Genomic DNA, 19,630 nt, shown 5'->3' with positions numbered 1-19,630 from the left:
CGGGATCAACCGCGGCCGGGCGCACCCCAGGTGCGGGCCCGCAACGGCATCCCGGAGGCGCCCGAGTCCGGCGTCCGGACGGCGAGGACCTGGTTGACGCCGATGCGGTTGCGTTCGAAGGCGAGGGCGGAGGCGGCCATGTAGAGGCGCCAGACGCGGGCGCGGCCGGGGCCGCTGAGCTCGACGGCACGCTGCCAGCCGGCCTCCAGGCGGGTGACCCAGCGGCGCAGGGTCAGGGCGTAGTGCTCGCGCAGCGACTCGACGTCGCGCACCTCGAACCCGGCGCGCTCCAGCTGCGCGACGGTCGTGCCGATGGGCTGCAGTTCGCCGTCGGGGAAGACGTAGGAGTCGATGAAGGGGTCGACGAGGTAGGCGTCCTCGTCCCGCCGGGGGCGGCGGGCGATCTGGTGGTTGAGCAGCCGGCCGCCGGGTCTGAGCAGGTCGTGCAGGTCGGCGGCGTACTCCAGGTAGCGGTCGGCGCCGACGTGTTCGGCCATGCCGATGGAGGACATCGCGTCGTAGGGTCCGTCGCGGACGTCGCGGTAGTCCTGGACGCGGATCTCGACCTTGTCGGTGAGGCCCGCGTCGGCGACGCGCTTGCGGGCGTAGGCGGCCTGTTCCTGGGAGAGGGTGACGCCGACGACGTGGGCGCCGTGCTCGCGGGCGGCGTGGACGGCCATCGAGCCCCAGCCGCAGCCGACGTCGAGCAGCCGCTGACCGGGGCTCAGGGCGAGCTTGCGGCAGACGAGTTCGAGCTTGTCGTGCTGGGCCTGTTCGAGGGTGGCGTCCGGGTCCGGCCAGTAGGCGCAGGAGTACACCATGGACGGGCCGAGGACGATCTCGTAGAAGTCGTTGCCGACGTCGTAGTGGTGGCTGATGGCCCGCCGGTCGGTGCGCTTGGTGTGCAGGTGGCGGCGGGGGCTGCGGGCCTCCTCGCGGGGCGGGGCGGGCGGCAGCGGGGATCCGGCGAGCCGGACGAGTCCGCGGACGGCGGCGCGGACCTCCGGTTCGCGCAGGGCCTGGGTGAGGGTGCGGGCGTCCTCGCCGCGCTCCCAGACCAGGCCGGCCAGCAGGTCGAGCGTGGTGTAGAGGTCGCCGTCGATGTCCAGGTCGCCCGCCACCCAGGCGCGGGCCAGGCCCAGTTCGCCCGGCTTCCACAGCAGGCGGCGCAGGGCGCGCCGGTTGCGTACGACCAGGGTCGGCGCGCCCGGCGGACCCGCCTGCGAACCGTCCCAGGCGCGGATGCGCACCGGAAGCGGTGCTCCCAGCATCTGTGCGAAGAGGCCCTGCAGCCGCTGCGCGGCGTCTGCCATGGTGTACACCTCCGATAGGAGCATCCCCTGCTCGAGCGAAGTCGAGGGCTTGGGGAGGGGAATCCCGGAATGTCCGACACCACGTAAACACCTGCGCGGCCCCGGCGCAGTCCCCCACGCGCGTCACGACTGGGCAAACCCTGGGAGGGTGAACACCGTCCCGGTCGATCGGCTCAGCACCCGGCGCCCGGGGCGCCCGGAAGCCTCACTTCCCACGTCCCGAAGATGAACCGGGCCGCCGTGAGCTTCGCCGGGCGCGCCCGGCCGCGCACGCCGAAGGGCCTCCCGCACCACGGACGGTGGGAGGCCCTTCGGTCTTCGGTCTTCGGTCAGACGGGGAGCGGTGCCGAGGTCAGGAGGCCTTGGCCTTCTCCTCGGTCTTCTCCTTCGGCGCTGCGGCGACCGGGGCCGGCTTGGCGGCCTCGTAGAACTCCTCGCGCGGCGTCTCGATGGCGCCGAGCGAGACGACCTCGCGCTTGAGGAACATGCCGAGGGTCCAGTCGGCGAAGACGCGGATCTTGCGGTTCCAGGTCGGCATCGCCAGGCCGTGGTAGCCACGGTGCATGTACCAGGCGAGACGGCCCTTGAGCTTGATCTTCATCTTGCCCATGACGATCATCGCGACGCCCTTGTGGAGGCCGAGGCCGGCCACCGCGCCCTTGTTGGCGTGCGAGTAGTCCTTCTGCGGGAAGCCCCGCATGCCGGACAGGACGTTGTCGCCGAGGACCCGGGCCTGGCGCAGCGCGTGCTGGGCGTTCGGCGGGCACCAGGCGTTCTCGTTGCCGGCCTTGCGGCCGACGAGGTCCGGCACCTGGGCGTTGTCGCCGGCGGCCCAGATGTAGTCGGTGCCCTTGACCTGGAGCGTCGGCTGGCAGTCGACGTGACCGCGCGGGCCGAGGGGCAGGCCGTAGCGGGACAGGACCGGGTTGGGCTTGACGCCGGCGGTCCAGACGATGGTGTTGGAGTCGACCTCGAGGCCGTTCTTCAGCACCACGTGGCCGTCCACGCAGGAGTCCATGGAGGTCGACAGGTAGACCTCGACACCGCGGCCCTCGAGGTGCTCCTTGCCGTACTTGCCGAGCTTGGGGCCGACCTCGGGGAGGATCTTGTCGGCGGCGTCGACCAGGATGAAGCGCATGTCCTCGCGGGACACGTTCTTGTAGTACTTCGCCGCGTCGCGGGCCATGTCCTCGACCTCGCCGATGGTCTCGGCACCGGCGAACCCGCCGCCCACGAACACGAACGTGAGCGCCTTGCGGCGGATCTCCTCGTCCGTGGTGGAGTCGGCCTTGTCGAGCTGCTCGAGGACGTGGTTGCGCAGGCCGATGGCCTCCTCGATGCCCTTCATGCCGATGCCCTGCTCGGCGAGGCCGGGGATCGGGAAGGTGCGGGAGACCGCGCCGAGGGCGACGACCAGGTAGTCGAAGGGCAGCTCGTAGGCCTCGCCGACCAGCGGGGAGACCGTGGCGACCTTGCGGTCCTGGTCGATGGTGGTGACCCGGCCGGTGAGGACCTCCGCCTTGGGCAGCACGCGTCGCAGCGGGACGACGACGTGGCGCGGGGAGATGTTGCCGGCGGCGGCTTCGGGGAGGAAGGGCTGGTAGGTCATGTACGACCGGGGGTCGACGACCGTGACGGTCGCCTCGCCGTAACGCATCTTCTTGAGAATGCGCCGAGCTGCGTACAGGCCTACGTACCCACCGCCTACTACGAGGATCCTGGGACGCTCCGTGGTGCTCATGCCATCGAGTATCCACCCGGTTCGGGGGGGTAGCTCGTGCGCCCCTTCACAAGGTTGTCGAGGGGGTGTGCTATCCTCCGCCGCCCACGTGATCCATGTCATGGTGACAACCGGGAGCGTTTGTGCACGGCCAGCCGTTGTCAATGCCGCGTGAGCTGCCTCTCTGTCGCGTGGAGGCCTCCGTGAGGGGTCCGCGTGAGGCGGGGGCGGGCACCCTCCCGAACCCCTCCATACCATGCTTCTGAACGTGTTCAAAGGGCCGTTCGGCCCCCGGACGGGTCAACGGGGCCCTTCCCGTCCCCCGGGAGGGCCGAATTCCTTGTGAAGAACTTCACGAACTTTTCCGGCGGACGGTCACCGAGGGCCCCGCAGGGACCCCCGGGAGGCGCTCATTCGTGATCCATGCCTGCTCAGAAGCGGGCTAGGCCACCGACCACCCGATGCCGTCGAGGATGTCGTGCTCGCTCACGACGACCTCCTCCGCCCCGATCCGCTCCATGATCGACAACAGGACGAGCGCCCCCGCCCCGATCACGTCGACCCGGCCCGGGTGCAGGGAGGGCACGGCCGCGCGCTCGGCGTGCGTGGCGTGCAGCAGCCAGTCGGTGATCTCCCGGACCTTCTCGCGGGAGACCCGGGAGTGGTGGATGGCGGCCGAGTCGTACTCCGGCAGCTCCTGGGCGATCGCCGACACGGTCGTCACGGACCCGGCCAGGCCCACCAGCGTCCGTGCCTCGCGCAGCGGGACCGTCTCCTCGGCGAGGTCCAGGGCGGCCTCGATGTCGGCCCGCATCGCGGCGATCTGCTCCTCGGAGGGCGGGTCGCCCACCACCCCGTCGCGGACCAGGTGCCGCTCGGTCATGCGGACGCAGCCGACGTCCACCGAGCGCGCCGCGCGCACCCGGTCGTCGCCGACGACGAACTCGGTCGAGCCGCCGCCGATGTCCACCACCAGGTAGGGCCTGGGCAGGTGGTCCCGCCCCGCCAGTTCCCTGGTCGCGCCGGTGAAGGAGAACTCGGCCTCCTGGTCCCCGGTGATCACCTCCGGCTCGACGCCCAGGATGTCCAGCACCCCGCGCACGAACTCGTCGCGGTTCTCGGCGTCCCGGGAGGCGGAGGTCGCCACGAACCGCAGCCGCTCCGCCCCGTGCTCCTTGACGACCGCGGCGTACTCGCGGCACGCCGCGAAGGTCCGCTCGAGCGCCTCCGGGGCGAGCCGGCCGGTGCGGTCGACGCCCTGTCCGAGCCGCACGATCGTCATGCGGCGGTCCAGGTCGACCAGCTCGCCGGTCGCCGGGTCGGCGTCGGCGACCAGCAGCCGGATGGAGTTCGTACCGCAGTCCACGGCGGCGACACGGGTCACTGGGCGTCCTCCTCGGCGGCCGTCACGCACGGGCCCTTGCGCCACCACTCGGGCAGCATCGCGATCGCCTCGTCCCCGAGCGGGTTCACCCCCGGCCCGGCGGCCAGCGAGTGCGCCACCAGCACGTGCAGGCACTTCACCCGGTCCGGCATGCCGCCCGCGCTCGGGAAGCCCTTCAGCTCCTCGATCTCGTCACGGCGCCGGACGTAGTCCTCGTGCGCCGCCCGGTACGCCGCCGCCAGCTCCGGGTCCGAGGCGAGCCGCTCGGTCATCTCCTTCATCACGCCGTTCGCCTCCAGCGTGCCGATCGCGGAGTTCGCCTTCGGGCACGTCAGGTAGTACAGCGTGGGGAACGGCGTCCCGTCCGGCAGCCGCGGGGCCGTCTCGACGACGTCCGGCTGCCCGCACGGGCACCGGTGCGCGATCGCGCGCAGACCGCGCGGCGGCCGGCCGAGCTGCTGCTTGAAGGCCTCGACGTCGGCCTCGCTGGGCTCGGTGCGCGGGGTGGTCGGCGGGGGCGTTTCCATGACTGTCTTCAGGTGTCCTTCTCTGGGGTCACTGTGACGGGGCGGAGGCGTCGGACTTGTCGACTCCGTCCCAGACGTTCGCGTACCAGGGGCGGTCGGCCGCCCCGAGGTAGGTGCGCGACTGCCGCGCCGCGTGCGGGTCGACGACGATGAAGCCCGTCTCCCCCGGCATGACGTAGTGCAGCCGCTGCCGGATCTGCTGCTCGGCGTAGGCGTCGTCCTGCCAGCGCGCCTTCATGTCGCGCAGCCGTTCGACGCGCTGGCGGGCCTGCTGCTGCTCGCGCTGCAGGTCCTCGATCTCGGCGCGCTGGGAGACGTACTGCCGCATCGGATAGGCCAGGGCCACGATCAGCGAGCACATCACCAGGGCCAGCAGGGCGGCCCGGCCGGTCAGCCGGGAGCGGCGGGCCTGCCGCTTGGTCTGGGAGCGGTAGACCCGGGCCGCGGTCTGCTCACCGAGCAGCCGGATCCTGGTCGCGGTGGAGAACCGGTCCCGGTCCTTCACTGCCATCTCGCCGCCTCCGCTCCGCCGTCATACGCGCGTACGTCCCCGGACACGGTACGGGACCGGGTACGGGGACGTACGTACGACGCTGCCTCGAACGGGTCGGGCCTTTTGCGGTCAGCCCTTGAAGCGCGGGAACGCGCTGCGGCCGGCGTACACCGCGGCGTCGTCGAGGATCTCCTCGATGCGCAGCAGCTGGTTGTACTTGGCGACGCGCTCGGAGCGGGCCGGGGCGCCGGTCTTGATCTGGCCGCAGTTGGTGGCGACGGCCAGGTCGGCGATGGTGACGTCCTCGGTCTCGCCGGAGCGGTGGGACATCATGCACTTGAAGCCGTTGCGCTGGGCCAGCTCCACGGCGTCCAGGGTCTCGGTGAGCGAGCCGATCTGGTTCACCTTCACGAGCAGCGCGTTGGCGGCGCCCTCCTCGATGCCGCGGGCGAGGCGCTCGGGGTTGGTGACGAACAGGTCGTCGCCGACGAGCTGGACCTTGTCACCGAGCTTGTCGGTGATGGTCTTCCAGCCGTCCCAGTCGTCCTCGAACAGCGGGTCCTCGATGGAGACGAGCGGGTACGCGTCGACGAGCTCCGCGTAGTACTCGGTCATCTCGGCCGCCGAGCGCTCCTTGCCCTCGAAGGTGTAGACGCCGTCCTTGTAGAACTCGGAGGCGGCCACGTCGAGCGCCAGGGCGATCTGCTCGCCGGGGGTGTAGCCGGCTTCCTTGATCGCCTCGAGGATGAGGTCGAGGGCCTCGCGGTTGGAGCCCAGGTTCGGGGCGAAGCCGCCCTCGTCGCCGAGGCCGGTGGCCAGGCCCTTGCTCTTCAGGACCTTCTTCAGCGTGTGGTAGACCTCGGCGCCCCAGCGCAGCGCCTCGGAGAAGGACTCCGCGCCGATCGGGGCGATCATGAACTCCTGGATGTCCACGTTGGAGTCGGCGTGCGAGCCGCCGTTCAGGATGTTCATCATCGGCACCGGCAGCAGGTGCGCGTTCGGGCCGCCCAGGTAGCGGAACAGCGGCAGGTCGCTGGCCTCGGAGGCGGCGTGGGCCACGGCGAGCGAGACGCCGAGGATGGCGTTGGCGCCGAGGGAGCCCTTGTTGTCGGTGGCGTCCAGGTCGAACATGGCCTGGTCGATCAGGCGCTGCTCGGTGGCGTCGTAGCCGACCAGCTCCGGGCCGATCTGCTCGATGACCGCGAGGACGGCCTTCTCCACACCCTTGCCGAGGTAACGGTTCGAGTCGCCGTCGCGGAGCTCGATGGCCTCGAAGGCGCCCGTCGAGGCGCCGGACGGGACGGCGGCACGACCCGTGCTGCCGTCGTCGAGGCCGACCTCGACCTCGACCGTGGGGTTGCCTCGGGAGTCCAGGATTTCCCGGGCTACGACGACGTCGATGGACGGCACGAGCATCTCCTTCTTGATGTGACGCGGGTACGCGGGCCGCTCGGGCCCTGCGCGGTGCGGGCCGCGGTGGCTCGCGACATGAGCCTAACCGGCTCGCGGCGATCGGCCACCGGGTCGCCCACCCCATGGACAGAACCGAGAGTAAATTGTTTCCGAACGGAACAAAGCCGGTTGCCGAAAAACCCCGCCCCGGCGCGTACGGGGGATGACGCGCCGGGGCGGGGAGCCGGCCCTGGGCGGGCCGCTGCCTACTTCAGGTGCAGCTGCTGGCCCGGGTAGATGAGGTTGGCGTCCTGGACGATGTCCTTGTTCAGCTCGAAGAGCTTCTCCCAGCCGCCCTTGACCTTCTCGTCGGCCGCGATCGAGCTCAGGGTGTCGCCCTTGACGACCTTGTACTCGCCGTCGCCCTTCTCGACCTTCTTGCCGGTCGGGGTGGTGACGGTCTTCTTCGCGGCCGGACGCTCCTCGGAGCGGGAGGCCGGCTGCTCCTGGCTCGAGCGGGTCTCGGTGCTCTGCTGGCTCTGGCTCTGGCTCTGGCTCTGCGAGGAGCTGCCGGAGTCGGTGGAGCCGCCGCCGGTGTAGCCGGCGCTCGACAGGCCCTTGCCGCAGACCGGCCAGGCGCCCTTGCCCTGGCCCGCGAGGACCTTCTCCGCGATCTCGATCTGCTGGGCCTTGGTGGCCTGGTCGGCGGTGGAGGCGTACTTGGTGCCGCCGTAGCCGGCCCAGGTGGAGGCGGAGAACTGCAGACCGCCGTAGTAGCCGTTGCCGGTGTTGATGGACCAGTTGCCGCCGGACTCGCACTGGGCGACGGCGTCCCACTCGGAGGCGGTGGCGGCGGAGGCGTTGCCGGCCGCCATCAGCGGGGCGGCGACGGCGGCACCGGCCACACCGGCGACGGCGATGGCACGGGTGGCCTTGGACGGACGGCGGTGCTTGCCCTTGCTGGAAAACAGCATGGATGGATCCCCTCACCGACGCCTGCGAGGTGAGCTGTCGGGTTCGGGCCGGTTGAGTTGCCCGGCCGCGTCCCTGACGGGACGCGGCTTCACCCCTAGCCCTTCCGGCGCAACAAGCCGGTCGGGCACCTACCTTGGGTCCCCCGCTCCTGCCTACGGCGCTTGACGCGACGACTGTTCCCGTGCGGCCGCTGGCAGGATTCGGCGTTGCGGCAGCCGGGGCCCGCGATGGCGAGCGGTCACGACCGTAGACACGCGATCCACCGATTTTCAAAGACGATCAGGGCTTCTGAGATCTATCTCTCACCGGCCCCATACGGGACATTAGCCGCGAAACATGACGTGAACTCGCGCCGTTTCGGGGTGACTTCCGCCCCCGTATCCGCACTGCCCGAACGGCTACTCGCCGTCCGCTTCGCCCTCTGTCGTGAGCGTCTGACCGGGGCGGATGAGGTTCGGGTCGGCGCCGACGGTCTCCCTGTTGCCGGTGTAGAGCGCACGCCATCCGCCGCTCAGGTCAAGGGAGTCGGCGATGGACCAGAGGGTGTCGCCGGAGCGCACGGTGTAGGAGCCGTCGGCCGCGTCGCGGGAGGCGCCGTCGCCGCGCGAGGCGTGGCGGCCCGACGACTCGTCCGTACGGCCGTCCGCCGGCTCGGTGTTCTCGTCGGCGCTGGGGCCGCGGTGGCGGCCGGAGCCGGTACCGGCGGGCGCCGAAGAGCCCTCGGGCGCCTGCGCGTTGGCGGACTCGTCACCGCCGGAGCCGGCCGGCGCGGATCCCTCGCCCTGGGTCTGCTCCCCCTGCGGCGCGGACTCGGCCACACCGGACGACTTGTCGGACTTGGCGCTTTCGCCGCTTTCGTCACCCTGGTCCGGAGAGGCCGACTCCACGTCAGACGACGGTGACGACGAGGGAGTCGGCGAAGGGGACGACTCGGACGTTTCCAGCAAACCGGGCGCATCCGTGGATGCGGACGACTCGGAGGAACCGGAGGAACCGGAGTCGTCGGCCGAACCGGAGCCCTTGCCCTGCTCGAGGCCGGAGAGCAGCCCGCAGGTGCGCCACGCGCCGACCCCCTGGTCGGCGAGGATTCTCTCGGCCACGGATATCTGCTGGGAGCGGCTGGCCAGGTCGGCGCTGGCGGCGTAGTCGAGGCCGCCGTGCTTCTCCCAGTCCTCCTGGGAGATGGCGAGGCCGCCGTAGTAGCCGTTGCCGCTGTTCTGGCTCCAGGCGCCGCCGGTCTCGCAGTCCGCGACCCGGTCCCAGGCCGTGCCGTCTGCCGCGCTGGCGCCGGAGGCTCCGAGGAGCGGGATCGCGATGGCGGAGCCGGTCACTCCGGCCGCGACGAGGAGAGCCGGAGCCTGGCGGGGGCGACGGTGCCGACCGTTCCCGGAGAGCATGCGGAGACCTTTCGGAGACAGCAGTGATCGACGCGGATCGAGTGCTCGGCCCGCGTTGATGGGTGAACGTATCGGCAGACGATCACTTGTCACAAGTTCATGCCGCGCAGATCACGTGAAGATCACAGAGTTGAGGTTTCGTCACGTTCCCGGCCGTGTCGTGGTGACGGGTGCGAACTCCACCGGCAGGGTGCGCAGCCCGCGCATGATGAGACCGCCGCGCCATCTCAGCTCGGCCGGGTCCACCGCGAGGCGGAGGTCGGGCAGGCGGGTGAGGAGCGTGGCGAGGGCGGTGCGGCCCTCCAGGCGGGCGAGCGGGGCGCCCAGGCAGTAGTGGATGCCGTGGCCGTAGCCGAGGTGCTGGTTGTCGCGGCGGGAGAGGTCGAGCACGTCCGGGTCGGCGAACCGCTCCGGGTCCCGGTCGGCGGCGGCCAGGACGACCAGGACGGGGTCGCCCGCCTCGATGCGCTGCCCGCCGAGGGTGAGCGGCTCGGTGGCGAAACGCCAGGTGGCGAGCTCGACGGGGCCGTCGAACCGCAGGAGTTCCTCGACGCCCGTCTCCAGGAGGGCGGTCTCGCGCGCGGCGAGGGACCGCTGCAGGCGGGTGCGCTGCCCGGGGTGGGTGAGCAGGGCGTAGGTGCCGTTGCCGATCAGGTTCACGGTCGTCTCGAAACCGGCGAACAGCAGGATGAAGGCCATCGCCGCGGCCTCGTTCTCGGTGAGGTGCTCGCCGTGGTCGGAGGCGCGGATGAGGCCGGAGATGAGGTCCTCGCCCGGACCGGGCTCATCGGGGAGCGCCTCGCGCTTGCGGTGGATGAGGTCGGCGAGGTAGCCGCGCATCTTCTTCACCGAGCGGGCGACACCTCCCCGCGGCCCGCCCTGGTGACGGATCATCATGCCCGCCCAGTCCCGGAAGTCGTCCTGGTCCTCGCGGGGGACGCCGAGCAGGTCGCAGATGGCGTAGATGGGCAGCGGGAAGGCGAAGTCGTGGATCAGGTCGGCGGAGCCCTGCCCGGCGAAGGCGTCGATGAGCCCGTCCGTCAGCTCCTGCACCCGCGGCGCGAACTCGGCGACCCGGCGGGGCGTGAACGCCTTGGCCACCAGCCGCCGCAGCCGCGTGTGGTCGGGCGGGTCGATGTTCAGCAGGTGCGTCATCAGCTCGGCCTTGCGCTCCCCGGGGATCCCGGTCCTGCCCTTGGCGTGCGCGGGCTCGTCGTGGTGCGCGGGGTTCTTAGAGAGCCGGTGGTCGGCGAGGGTCTGCTTGGCGTCGGCGTACCGCGTGACCAGCCAGGCCTCCACCCCGCTGGGCAGCCGCGTCCGGTGGACGGGGCTGTGCTCGCGGAGCCAGGCGTAGGCGGGGTAGGGGTTGCTCGCGAACTCCCACGTGAACAGCTCGGGAGCGGGCGTGCTGGGCTGGGGCTGGTCGGTCACTCCCCGACCGTATCCGGCTCCCCGCCGCCGCCCGGTGGGGGTCCGCCCGTCTCCGCCTGCCTGATCGCGTCCCGGTACGCCCGGGCCGCCGCCCTCAGGGCCGCCTCCGGGTCGACGCCCTCCGCCTCGGCGCGGACCGCCAGGGCGAGCAGGTCGTAGCCGATGCCCTCGACCCGCGGCAGCGGCAGGTCGAGACCGGCGGTGCGGACCCGGGAGGCGAGCTTGGCGGCCAGGGCCAGACCCGGCTGGCCGAGCGGGATGCCCTCGGTGATCGAGCTGCGGCGCTTCTCGACGGCCTTGGTGCGCAGCCAGTGCTCCTTGACCTCCTCGGGGGTGGTGGCCGTCGCGTCGCCGAAGACGTGCGGGTGGCGGTGGATCAGCTTGGCGACGATGCCTCCCGCCACGTCGTCGACGGAGAAGGGCGCCTGCGGGTCCTCCTCGGCGATGCGCGCGTGGAAGACGACCTGGAGGAGGACGTCACCGAGCTCCTCGCGCAGTTCGTCCCGGTCGCCCTCCTCGATCGCCTCGACCAGCTCGTAGGCCTCCTCGATGCCGTACTTGGCCAGGCCCTCGTGGGTCTGCCGGGACGACCAGGGGCACTCGGCGCGGATGCGGTCCATGACCTGGACGAGGTCGAGCAGACGGGCGCCCGGCAGGTCGTAGGAGGCGGGGAGCAGCTCCAGCTCGGGCATCGCGGTACGGCCGCCGCCGGCGAGACGCGCGAGGCCGTCCGTCAGGGCGGGTTCGCCCTCGCCGGTGGCCACGACCACCACCGTGCGGCCGCCGGCGCAGGCGTCGACCAGCTCCTGGGCCGTCGGGGAGGTCTCCTCGACGGCCGCGCCCGCCTCGCGCAGGTACGGCAGCTGCGGATGCGCCCCGTCCGCGCACAGCACCCGGTCGGCCGCCCGCACGGCCTGCCAGGCGGGCCAGGAGAGCAGGCCGGGGGCGACGCGGTGGCTGGTGGTGAGCAGGACGATACGGCCGGGGCCGGCGGCCGCGCCGGGGGCGGTCCGCCCGGGGCCCGGGACGGCTTCGGGGCTGTTGGCGTTCACGGTCCGAAGCTATCCCACGCCGCCGGCCGGGCCGGAGGTCGTCCCCGGGCACCGGCGCCCGTACCGGTGGGCCCTACATGGACTGCGGTGCCTGCGCCGTCGTCACGTCCCGCACCCAGGGCGTCTTGGCGTCGGCGCGGCTGCTCTTCTGCACGTCCCAGGTGCCGTAGCGGGGGTTGAGGTCGACGTTCAGTTCCCTGGAGGCGTCGGACAGGGCCTTCCAGAACTCGGGGCGGCCGGTGTCGGTGCCCAGTTTCTCGGCGAGCTTCTGGGCCTCCAGCTGGAGGCGGAGGTTCTCCTCGAGGCGCTTGGGCGGGATGCCGTACTGCTGCAGCCAGGTCGTCTCCAGCGCCTCGCGGCCGCCGGCCTGCTCCTCCAGGCCCGAGCGCATCTGCTGGACCTCCTTGCGGCTGACGCTCACCCCGGCGTCCTCGGCGGCGCGGTGCAGCACCCGGTCGAGGACCATGGTCTGCAGCGTGTCCCGGGTGAGCGTGCCGGTGCGGGCGATGACCTGCTGGTACTGGGCGTCGTCCCGCACGGCGGCCCGCTGGGCCGCGCGCACCTCGCCGACCCGGTCCTCCAGCTGGGAGACGGTGATGCGCTGCCCGCCGACCACGGCGGCCGCGCCGGGGTGCGCGTCGTTCCCGCAGGCGGTGAGCAAGGGCGCCGCGGCGGCGATCGCGGCGGTGAGGACGAGCGCGGAGCGACGGCGGCGGTGCAAGGAGACCTCCTGAGGAGATTGTGCGACGGTGCACAAGGTCTTGCGATGATCGATGGTAGGCAGTGACCAGCCTCTGGCCAACCCATTCGACCAACGATTCACCGCCGGTTCCGGCACCGCCGCACGCCGCCCCGGGGCGTCGTCAGCCGCGGACCTGCCCCAGCCAGTGCAGCGTCCTGCGGATCTCCGCGCCGAGCGGGTGCCCGTGGCCGTGGGTGCGCTCCACGTCGTGCAGCAGCCGGGCCAGGGTGTCGTGGGCGGCGCCGCGGTCGCCGAGGGCGAGCAGGAGCAGCCCGATGCGGCGGCGGACGTCGTGCGCCAGCTCGGGGCCGCCGGCGGCGACGTACTGGTTCTCGTAGTACGGCAGCACCGCCCGGTATTCGGCGAGCGCCGCGGCCGGTTCGCCCAGCTGTTCGAGGCACTGGGCGGCCTCGTAGCGGAAGCGCAGGGACTGCGGGTCGGCCTGGCCGGCCTCGGCGGCCCGTTCGTCCGCGAGGCGGCGCAGCTCGGGCAGGGCGCGCCGGTACTGGCCGTCGTCGAGGAGGGTGGCCGCGTACTGCTTGCGCAGGGTGCGGACGACCGGGGAGTGCTCGCCGTGCCGTTCCGCCGCGACGGGCAGGATCGCGCCGAGGATGTCGACGGCCTGGGTGACCCGGCCCTCCCCGAGCAGCCGCTTGACCTCGTCGACGGCGCGGGCGATGTCCGTCGTGCCCGCGGTGCCGGTGACGGGCGCGGCGGGCGGCGCCGGCTGCGGGGCGGGGGTGCGGGCCCGGTCGGGCCAGGGGGCGTGCGGGCGCAGGAAGGGGCGGGTGGGGTCGAGGGGCGCTCCGGTGGGCGTGCCGCGCCCGGGCAGGAGCAGCTCCAGGTGCTCGTGGACCTCCTGCGCGGAGGCGGGGCGGTGCTGCGGGTCCTTGGCGAGCAGGCGCAGCACGAGGGCCTCCAGGGCCTCGGGGACCTCGGGGCGCAGCCGGCGTACCGGCACCGGCGGCTCGTACAGGTGCCGGTGCAGCACGCCGAGGGCCGTGGAGCCGGAGAAGGGCACGTCGCCGCTGAGCAGTTCGTGCAGGAGCACACCGAGGGCGTAGAGGTCGGTGTACGGGCCGACCGCGCCGCCCATCGCCTGCTCGGGGGCCATGTAGGCGGGCGAGCCGATGGGGGTGCCGGTGTGGGTCAGGCGGGTGGTGTCGGCGTCCATCACGGAGGCGACGCCGAGGTCGAGGACGGAGACCGTGCCGTCCTGCCGCACCATCACGTTCCGCGGCTTGAGGTCGCGGTGGACGATCGGCACGGCGTGCACGGCGCTCAGTACGGCGCACAGCTGCGCGGCGACCGCGACCGCCCACTGCCAGGGGTACGGGTCGTGCTCGGCGAGATGGTCGGCGAGGTCGGCGCCGTCGATGTACTGCATGACGAGGAACAGCTCCTCGCCCTCACTGCCCGCGTCGTGCACGGTGACGAGCCCGGGGTGGTCGACCTGGGCGGTCACCCGGCACTCGCGCACGAAACGGCGGCGCAGCTCCTCCGCGTCCTGGCCGGCCACCTTGTCGGGACGCAGCAGCTTCACCGCCACGCGCCGGTCGAGGCGCTGGTCGTACGCCGTCCAGACCTGTCCCATGCCGCCCTGCCCGAGCAGCGAGGACAGCTCGTAGCGGCCGGCGACGACACGTCCTGCCGCCGCGGTCACCTTTCGCCCTGGCCTTCTCCTCGGCCTTCGCCCTCGTGCCGGCGCAGGTAGTCGCTGAGCTCGTCGAGTTCGGCGCGGACCTGGTCGATGCGGGCCGGGGCGGGGCGCTGCGGGGGCGGCGGGACCTGGCCCGGGACCTGTGTCGTGGCGCTGTGCGGGGAGGGGGTGTGGGGGTGGGGCGCGGGGGGCTGCGGGACGGGGGTGGAGGAGGGGGCGTAGGGCGGCGCCGGCTGCGGGTAGCCGTACGGGGTGTGGACGGCCGTCGAGGCGTGCGGCGACGGCGGGTAGGCGGCGAACTGCCGCCGCTCGCCGTGCCGGCTGATGTCCACGACCAGGAAGTAGACGGAGCTGGCGGCGCCGAGCAGCAGGATCACGGCCACCGCGATGTCGGTCCGGAAGTCCTCCTCCGGCAGCGCGCCGACCACCGAGAAGCACGCGATGGACAGGGGCAGACTGACCCAGGCCGCCGCCCAGTCCAGGGCCCGCCCCCGCAGGACGGCCACCCGGAACAGCGGTGCGCAGGCCAGCAGGCCGCAGCTGAGGACACCGGCGGCCGCGAACAGCACGCGCAGGGAGATGACCGTTGCCGCGCTGCGGGGAGGCGGCGGCGCGCCGTGGCCGTACATGACTGCTCCTGGACCGGTGTAGCCGATGGGGACGAGTGTGCGAGTGACAGTGCCCGTTGGGGATCCGAGCGTATAGCCCGACACGGGCGGCACGTCACGGGTTGTACCGAACCGTTGTCGTGCTGATCACGTCGTGCGGTCTCACCCGCCGCACTGCCGCAGCATCATCTCCTTGTCGGCCGTCGTCACCGGGAGGTCGTACTTCAGGGACACCTGGGCGAAGCGCACCGCGTAGGCGCAGCGGATCCGCTTGTCCGGGGGCAGCCAGGACGCCGGGCCGGAGTCGCCCTTCGCGCTGTTGGTGGGGCCGTCCACCGGGACGAGGTTGAGCGGGTCGTTGGCGATGGACTCCCGCTTGTCCTCCGTCCAGCGCGAGGCGCCCATCTGCCAGTCGTAGGACAGCGGCATGACGTGGTCGATCTGGACCTTCGCCGCGCGGGACTTGGTCCACTCGATCTCCCGGCCGGTGTACGGGTCGTGCAGCGTCATCGAGGCGACGACGCAGTCCGAGCCCGACTTGAAGCGCAGGTCGAGACCGTCCCGCTTGAGCACGTCGTTGCGGGTGTCGCAGCCGTTGCGCGCGTAGGGGACGTCGTGCGGTGCCGAGTCCATCCAGGCGTAGCCGAACTCGTCGCGGTCGTAGCCCGTCCTGGGGCCGCGGCCCTTCGTCGCCACCTTCCCGATCAGCTCACGCGCCCGCGCCTTGTCGCCGCCGGAGGTGACCGCCGCCAGGCCCGGTTTCGTGCCGTCGGGGTTGTCCAGCGGGCTCACGGCCCGGCCGTCACCGGCAGCCGGGGCGCCGGATCCGGGGGAGTTGCCGTCCGCCGGCGGGGCCAGGCCCTCGCAGCCCGTCAGTGCCGCTCCGGCCACCACCATCGCGGCGGCCAGCGCCGCCCCGCCCCTCAGACGCGTCACGCTGCGCCCCTCCCCTGTCTTCCCGTACCGCCCCGCGGGGACGGCCTGTGCCCGGTCCCACCGTAGCGAGGGGGAGGACCGGAGCACACCGGGGCGTACGGGGCACCGGCCGGGTGCCCCGTACGCCGGCGGTCCGGGTCAGGACCCCAGCACCGACGTCAGGAACTCCCCGACCCACGCCAGCAACTCCCGCCCGACCAGCGGCTTCCCGCCGACCTTCGCGGTCTTCGGGCGCGGCACCAGCACCTGGTGCGCGGCCGGCTTGATGACGACGCCGGGGTAGAGCCGCTTGACCCGCAGCTCCTGCGACTCGCGCAACTCCACCGGCGCGAACCGGATGTTGCTGCCCTGCAGCACGATCTCGCCGACGCCGCACGCGCGCGCGAACATGCGCAGGCCCGCGACGAGCAGCAGGTTCTCCACCGGCTCGGGCAACTTGCCGTAGCGGTCGACGAGTTCCTCGCGTACGGCCTTGATGTCCTCCTCCGAGTTGGCGGAGGCGATGGCGCGGTACGCCTGCAGGCGCAGGCGCTCGCCGGGCGCGTAGTCGTGCGGGACGTGCGCGTCGACGGGCAGCTCGATCTTGACCTCGAGCGGCTGCTCCTCCTCGATCTCGCCGGTCTCCAGCTGGCGCCGGTAGTCCGCGACGGCCTCGCCGACCATGCGGACGTACAGGTCGAAGCCCACACCCGCGATGTGACCGGACTGCTCGCCGCCGAGGAGGTTGCCCGCGCCGCGGATCTCCAGGTCCTTCATGGCGACGTACATGCCGGCGCCCATCTCGGTGTGCTGGGCGATGGTGGCGAGCCGCTCGTGCGCGGTCTCCGTCAGCGGCTTCTCCGGCGGGTACAGGAAGTAGGCGTAGCCGCGCTCGCGGCCACGCCCCACCCGGCCGCGCAGCTGGTGGAGCTGGCTGAGGCCGAAGTTGTCGCCGCGCTCCACGATCAGGGTGTTGGCGTTGGAGATGTCGATGCCGGACTCCACGATCGTCGTGGACACCAGCACGTCGAACTTCTTCTCCCAGAAGTCGACGACGACCTGCTCCAGCGCCGACTCCGACATCTGCCCGTGCGCGGTGGCGATGCGCGCCTCGGGGACGATCTCGCGCAGCCGGGCCGCAGCGCGGTCGATGGACTCCACGCGGTTGTGGATGTAGAAGACCTGGCCCTCGCGCAGCAGTTCGCGGCGGATGGCGGCGCCGATCTGCTTCTCCTCGTAGGGGCCGACGAAGGTGAGCACCGGGTGGCGCTCCTCCGGCGGGGTGGTGATCGTCGACATCTCGCGGATGCCGGTGACGGCCATCTCCAGGGTCCTCGGGATGGGCGTCGCGGACATCGTCAGCACGTCGACGTTGGCGCGCAGCTTCTTCAGCTGCTCCTTGTGCTCGACGCCGAAGCGCTGTTCCTCGTCGACGATGACCAGGCCCAGGTCCTTGAACTTCGTCTCGGACGAGAACAGCCGGTGCGTGCCGATGACGATGTCGACCGAGCCCTCGCGCAGGCCCTCCAGGACCGCCTTGGCCTCGGTCTCGGTCTGGAAGCGGGACAGGGCCCGCACCTTCACCGGGAACTGCGCGTACCGCTCGCTGAACGTCCCGAAGTGCTGCTGCACCAGCAGCGTCGTGGGCACCAGGACGGCCACCTGCTTGCCGTCCTGGACGGCCTTGAAGGCGGCCCGCACGGCGATCTCGGTCTTGCCGTAGCCGACGTCGCCGCAGATCAGGCGGTCCATCGGGACCGACTTCTCCATGTCCTCCTTGACCTCGGCGATCGTGGTGAGCTGGTCGGGCGTCTCCGCGTACGGGAAGGCGTCCTCCAGCTCGCGCTGCCAGGGGGTGTCCGGCCCGAACGCGTGCCCCGGGGCCGCCATGCGCGCGCTGTAGAGCTTGATGAGGTCGGCGGCGATCTCCTTGACGGCCTTCTTGGCGCGGGCCTTGGTCTTCGTCCAGTCGGCGCCGCCGAGGCGGTGCAGGGTCGGGGCCTCGCCGCCGACGTACTTGGTGATCTGCTCCAGCTGGTCGGTGGGGATGTAGAGGCGGTCGCCGGGCTGGCCGCGCTTGGCGGGGGCGTACTCCACGACCAGGTACTCGCGGGTGGCGCCCTGCACGGTGCGCTGCACCATCTCGATGTAGCGGCCCACGCCGTGCTGTTCGTGGACGATGTAGTCGCCCGGCTCCAGGGTGAGCGGGTCGATGGTCTTGCGGCGGCGGGCCGGCATGCGGGCGCCCTCGCGGCCGGACGCCTTCTGGCCGGTGAGGTCGGTCTCCGTCAGCACGGCGAGTCCGAGCGCCGGGTCCACGAAGCCGTGCTCGATCGAGCCGCACGCCACGTGCACGACCGACGGGGAGATCTCGGCGAGGTCCTGGGCCAGGCGGGCGGCGATGCCCTCGCCGCCCAGCACCTCGACCGTGCGGGCCGCGGGGCCGTGGCCCTCGGTGACGAAGACCGTGCGCCAGCCGTCGGCGAGCCAGCCCTTGGTGTCGGCGAGGGCCTTGGCGGTGTCCCCGCGGTAGGTCTCGGGCGCGCGCATGCCGAGCTTGAGGGTGTCCGCGTCCAGTTCCTCGTCGGCGGCGAACGGCGACACCGACCACCACATCATGTCCAGCTCGCGGGCCCGGTCCCGGACGTCGGCGAGGGACCACAGGGAGGCCGCGCCGACGTCGATGGGCGCCTCGCCGCCGCCCGCGGTGGCCGCCCAGGAGGCCTGCAGGAACTCCTGCGAGGTGGCCACGAGGTCCGACGCGCGCGTGCGGACCCGCTCCGGGTCGCACACCAGGGCCATGGCGCCCTTGGGCAGCACGTCGAGCAGCAGCTCCATGTCGTCCACGAGGACCGGGGCGAGGGACTCCATGCCCTCGACGGCGATCCCCTCGGCGATCTTGCCGAGCAGTTCGCCCAGCTCGGGGTGCTGTTCGGCCAGGGCACGGGCGCGGGCGCGGACGTCCTCGGTGAGGAGCAGTTCGCGGCAGGGCGGGGCCCACAGGCCGTGCTCGGCGACTTCCAGGGAGCGCTGGTCGGCGACCTTGAAGTAGCGGATCTCCTCGACGTCGTCGCCCCAGAACTCGACACGCAGGGGGTGCTCCTCGGTGGGCGGGAACACGTCGAGGATGCCGCCGCGCACGGCGAACTCGCCGCGCTTCTCCACCAGCTCCACGCGCGCGTACGCCGCGGCCGCCAGGGCCTCGACGACCTCTCCCAGGTCGACGCTCTGCCCCTGCCTCAGGGAGACGGGCTCCAGGTCGCCCAGGCCCTTGACCTGTGGCTGGAGCACCGAGCGCACGGGCGCCACGACCACGGAGACGGGGCCGGTCTCGGGGTCGTCGGGGCGGGGGTGGGCCAGGCGGCGCAGCACGGCGAGGCGGCGCCCGACGGTGTCGCTGCGGGGGCTGAGCCGCTCGTGCGGGAGGGTCTCCCAGGACGGGTACTCCACGACCTCCTCGGGCGGGAGCAGGGAGCGCAGGGCGGCGGCCAGGTCCTCCGCCTCGCGGCCCGTGGCCGTGACCGCCAGCACCGGGCGGCCCGTGTCGCGGGCCAGGGCGGCGACCGCGAAGGGGCGGGCCGCAGGGGGGCCGACCAGGTCGACGTGCAGGCGGTTGCCGTCTGCGGCCGCTTTGATCGCTTCCGCGAGGGCGGCGTCCTTGACGACGGCGTCGAGCAGACCGTGCAGGCTCATGAGGGGTGTTTTCCGTCCAGGATGGGCAACACGACGGGCCCGACGCGCGCCGCGGGCCGGGGGTCTCCAGCGTACGACGCCGCGCGGCCGTGCGCCGGGGCTGTGGACAACGCCCGGGTGTGCTGTGGACAACGCCCCGCGCGGGGTGCCAGCCCGCACCGGCCGGACGGGAGGCGGGGCTTCCGGCTCATGACAGCGCCCGGCGCCGGGAAGTCCAGGACTTGCCGGCGCCGGGCCCCCCCCAACCCCCCGGTGCGGTGGGTGACGGCAGGGTGCCGGAACCGAGCGGCGACAACCGCGCGAAGGCCTGGAGGGCCTTAAAACGGCC

Annotated in this window: 15 protein-coding genes and 1 riboswitch; all 15 genes read right to left on the bottom strand. The window is 72.4% G+C overall.

Translation table 11 applies throughout. From position 1 onward, the window contains the following. Window positions 1-5: 5 nt before the first annotated feature. The gene (locus tag ABZY20_RS33230; RefSeq protein ID WP_356446579.1) at window positions 6-1,313 is read right to left on the bottom strand and encodes a class I SAM-dependent methyltransferase; all 1,308 of its coding nucleotides are present in this window, start codon (window positions 1,311-1,313) and stop codon (window positions 6-8) included. 352 nt (window positions 1,314-1,665) lie between these two features. Next, a complete protein-coding gene (locus ABZY20_RS33225) occupies window positions 1,666-3,054 on the bottom strand; it encodes an NAD(P)/FAD-dependent oxidoreductase (RefSeq protein WP_356446577.1) in 1,389 nt (462 codons plus the stop codon). A 421-nt stretch (window positions 3,055-3,475) separates the two neighbouring features. Next, window positions 3,476-4,417: a Ppx/GppA phosphatase family protein gene (locus tag ABZY20_RS33220; RefSeq protein ID WP_356446576.1), complete on the bottom strand. Its 942-nt coding sequence runs from the start codon at window positions 4,415-4,417 to the stop codon at window positions 3,476-3,478. Continuing rightward, window positions 4,414-4,944 (bottom strand): DUF501 domain-containing protein, encoded by a 531-nt coding sequence (locus tag ABZY20_RS33215; protein WP_356446575.1) that lies wholly within the window; start codon window positions 4,942-4,944, stop codon window positions 4,414-4,416. Before ABZY20_RS33215 ends, ABZY20_RS33220 begins: the two co-directional genes overlap by 4 nt. A gap of 28 nt (window positions 4,945-4,972) precedes the next feature. After that, window positions 4,973-5,455, bottom strand: a complete 483-nt coding sequence (locus tag ABZY20_RS33210; RefSeq protein ID WP_356446574.1) for a septum formation initiator family protein — start codon at window positions 5,453-5,455, stop codon at window positions 4,973-4,975. A gap of 111 nt (window positions 5,456-5,566) precedes the next feature. Next, window positions 5,567-6,847, bottom strand: a complete 1,281-nt coding sequence (eno, locus tag ABZY20_RS33205) for a phosphopyruvate hydratase (protein ID WP_356446573.1) — start codon at window positions 6,845-6,847, stop codon at window positions 5,567-5,569. Window positions 6,848-7,095: 248 nt separating this feature from the next. Further along, on the bottom strand, window positions 7,096-7,803 hold the full coding sequence (locus ABZY20_RS33200) for a transglycosylase family protein (protein ID WP_356446571.1): 708 nt from the start codon (window positions 7,801-7,803) through the stop codon (window positions 7,096-7,098). Between the two features lie 4 nt (window positions 7,804-7,807). Beyond that, window positions 7,808-7,974, bottom strand: a riboswitch (cyclic di-AMP (ydaO/yuaA leader). A gap of 228 nt (window positions 7,975-8,202) precedes the next feature. Then, window positions 8,203-9,201, bottom strand: a complete 999-nt coding sequence (locus ABZY20_RS33195; protein ID WP_356446570.1) for a transglycosylase family protein — start codon at window positions 9,199-9,201, stop codon at window positions 8,203-8,205. 141 nt (window positions 9,202-9,342) lie between these two features. After that, complete coding sequence (locus ABZY20_RS33190; protein WP_356446569.1) at window positions 9,343-10,632, bottom strand: cytochrome P450; 1,290 nt, start codon at window positions 10,630-10,632, stop codon at window positions 9,343-9,345. Beyond that, window positions 10,629-11,684 (bottom strand): nucleoside triphosphate pyrophosphohydrolase, encoded by a 1,056-nt coding sequence (locus tag ABZY20_RS33185; protein WP_356446567.1) that lies wholly within the window; start codon window positions 11,682-11,684, stop codon window positions 10,629-10,631. Before ABZY20_RS33185 ends, ABZY20_RS33190 begins: the two co-directional genes overlap by 4 nt. A gap of 73 nt (window positions 11,685-11,757) precedes the next feature. Then, window positions 11,758-12,405, bottom strand: coding sequence for a SurA N-terminal domain-containing protein (locus ABZY20_RS33180; RefSeq protein WP_356446565.1), 648 nt, complete (start codon window positions 12,403-12,405; stop codon window positions 11,758-11,760). A 142-nt stretch (window positions 12,406-12,547) separates the two neighbouring features. Further along, on the bottom strand, window positions 12,548-14,047 hold the full coding sequence (locus tag ABZY20_RS33175) for a protein kinase (protein ID WP_356446653.1): 1,500 nt from the start codon (window positions 14,045-14,047) through the stop codon (window positions 12,548-12,550). A gap of 38 nt (window positions 14,048-14,085) precedes the next feature. Then, the gene (locus ABZY20_RS33170) at window positions 14,086-14,715 is read right to left on the bottom strand and encodes a hypothetical protein (RefSeq protein WP_356446563.1); all 630 of its coding nucleotides are present in this window, start codon (window positions 14,713-14,715) and stop codon (window positions 14,086-14,088) included. A gap of 141 nt (window positions 14,716-14,856) precedes the next feature. Further along, on the bottom strand, window positions 14,857-15,591 hold the full coding sequence (locus tag ABZY20_RS33165) for an HNH endonuclease family protein (RefSeq protein WP_356446651.1): 735 nt from the start codon (window positions 15,589-15,591) through the stop codon (window positions 14,857-14,859). Window positions 15,592-15,768: 177 nt separating this feature from the next. Beyond that, window positions 15,769-19,302 (bottom strand): transcription-repair coupling factor, encoded by a 3,534-nt coding sequence (gene mfd / locus ABZY20_RS33160; protein ID WP_356446561.1) that lies wholly within the window; start codon window positions 19,300-19,302, stop codon window positions 15,769-15,771. Window positions 19,303-19,630: the final 328 nt, after the last annotated feature.

The organism is Streptomyces sp. NPDC006624, from assembly GCF_040611555.1.
Lineage (GTDB): Bacteria > Actinomycetota > Actinomycetes > Streptomycetales > Streptomycetaceae > Streptomyces.
The sequence above is the reverse complement of the archived record's forward strand: the minus strand, read 5'-3'. Positions and strand labels throughout refer to the sequence as shown.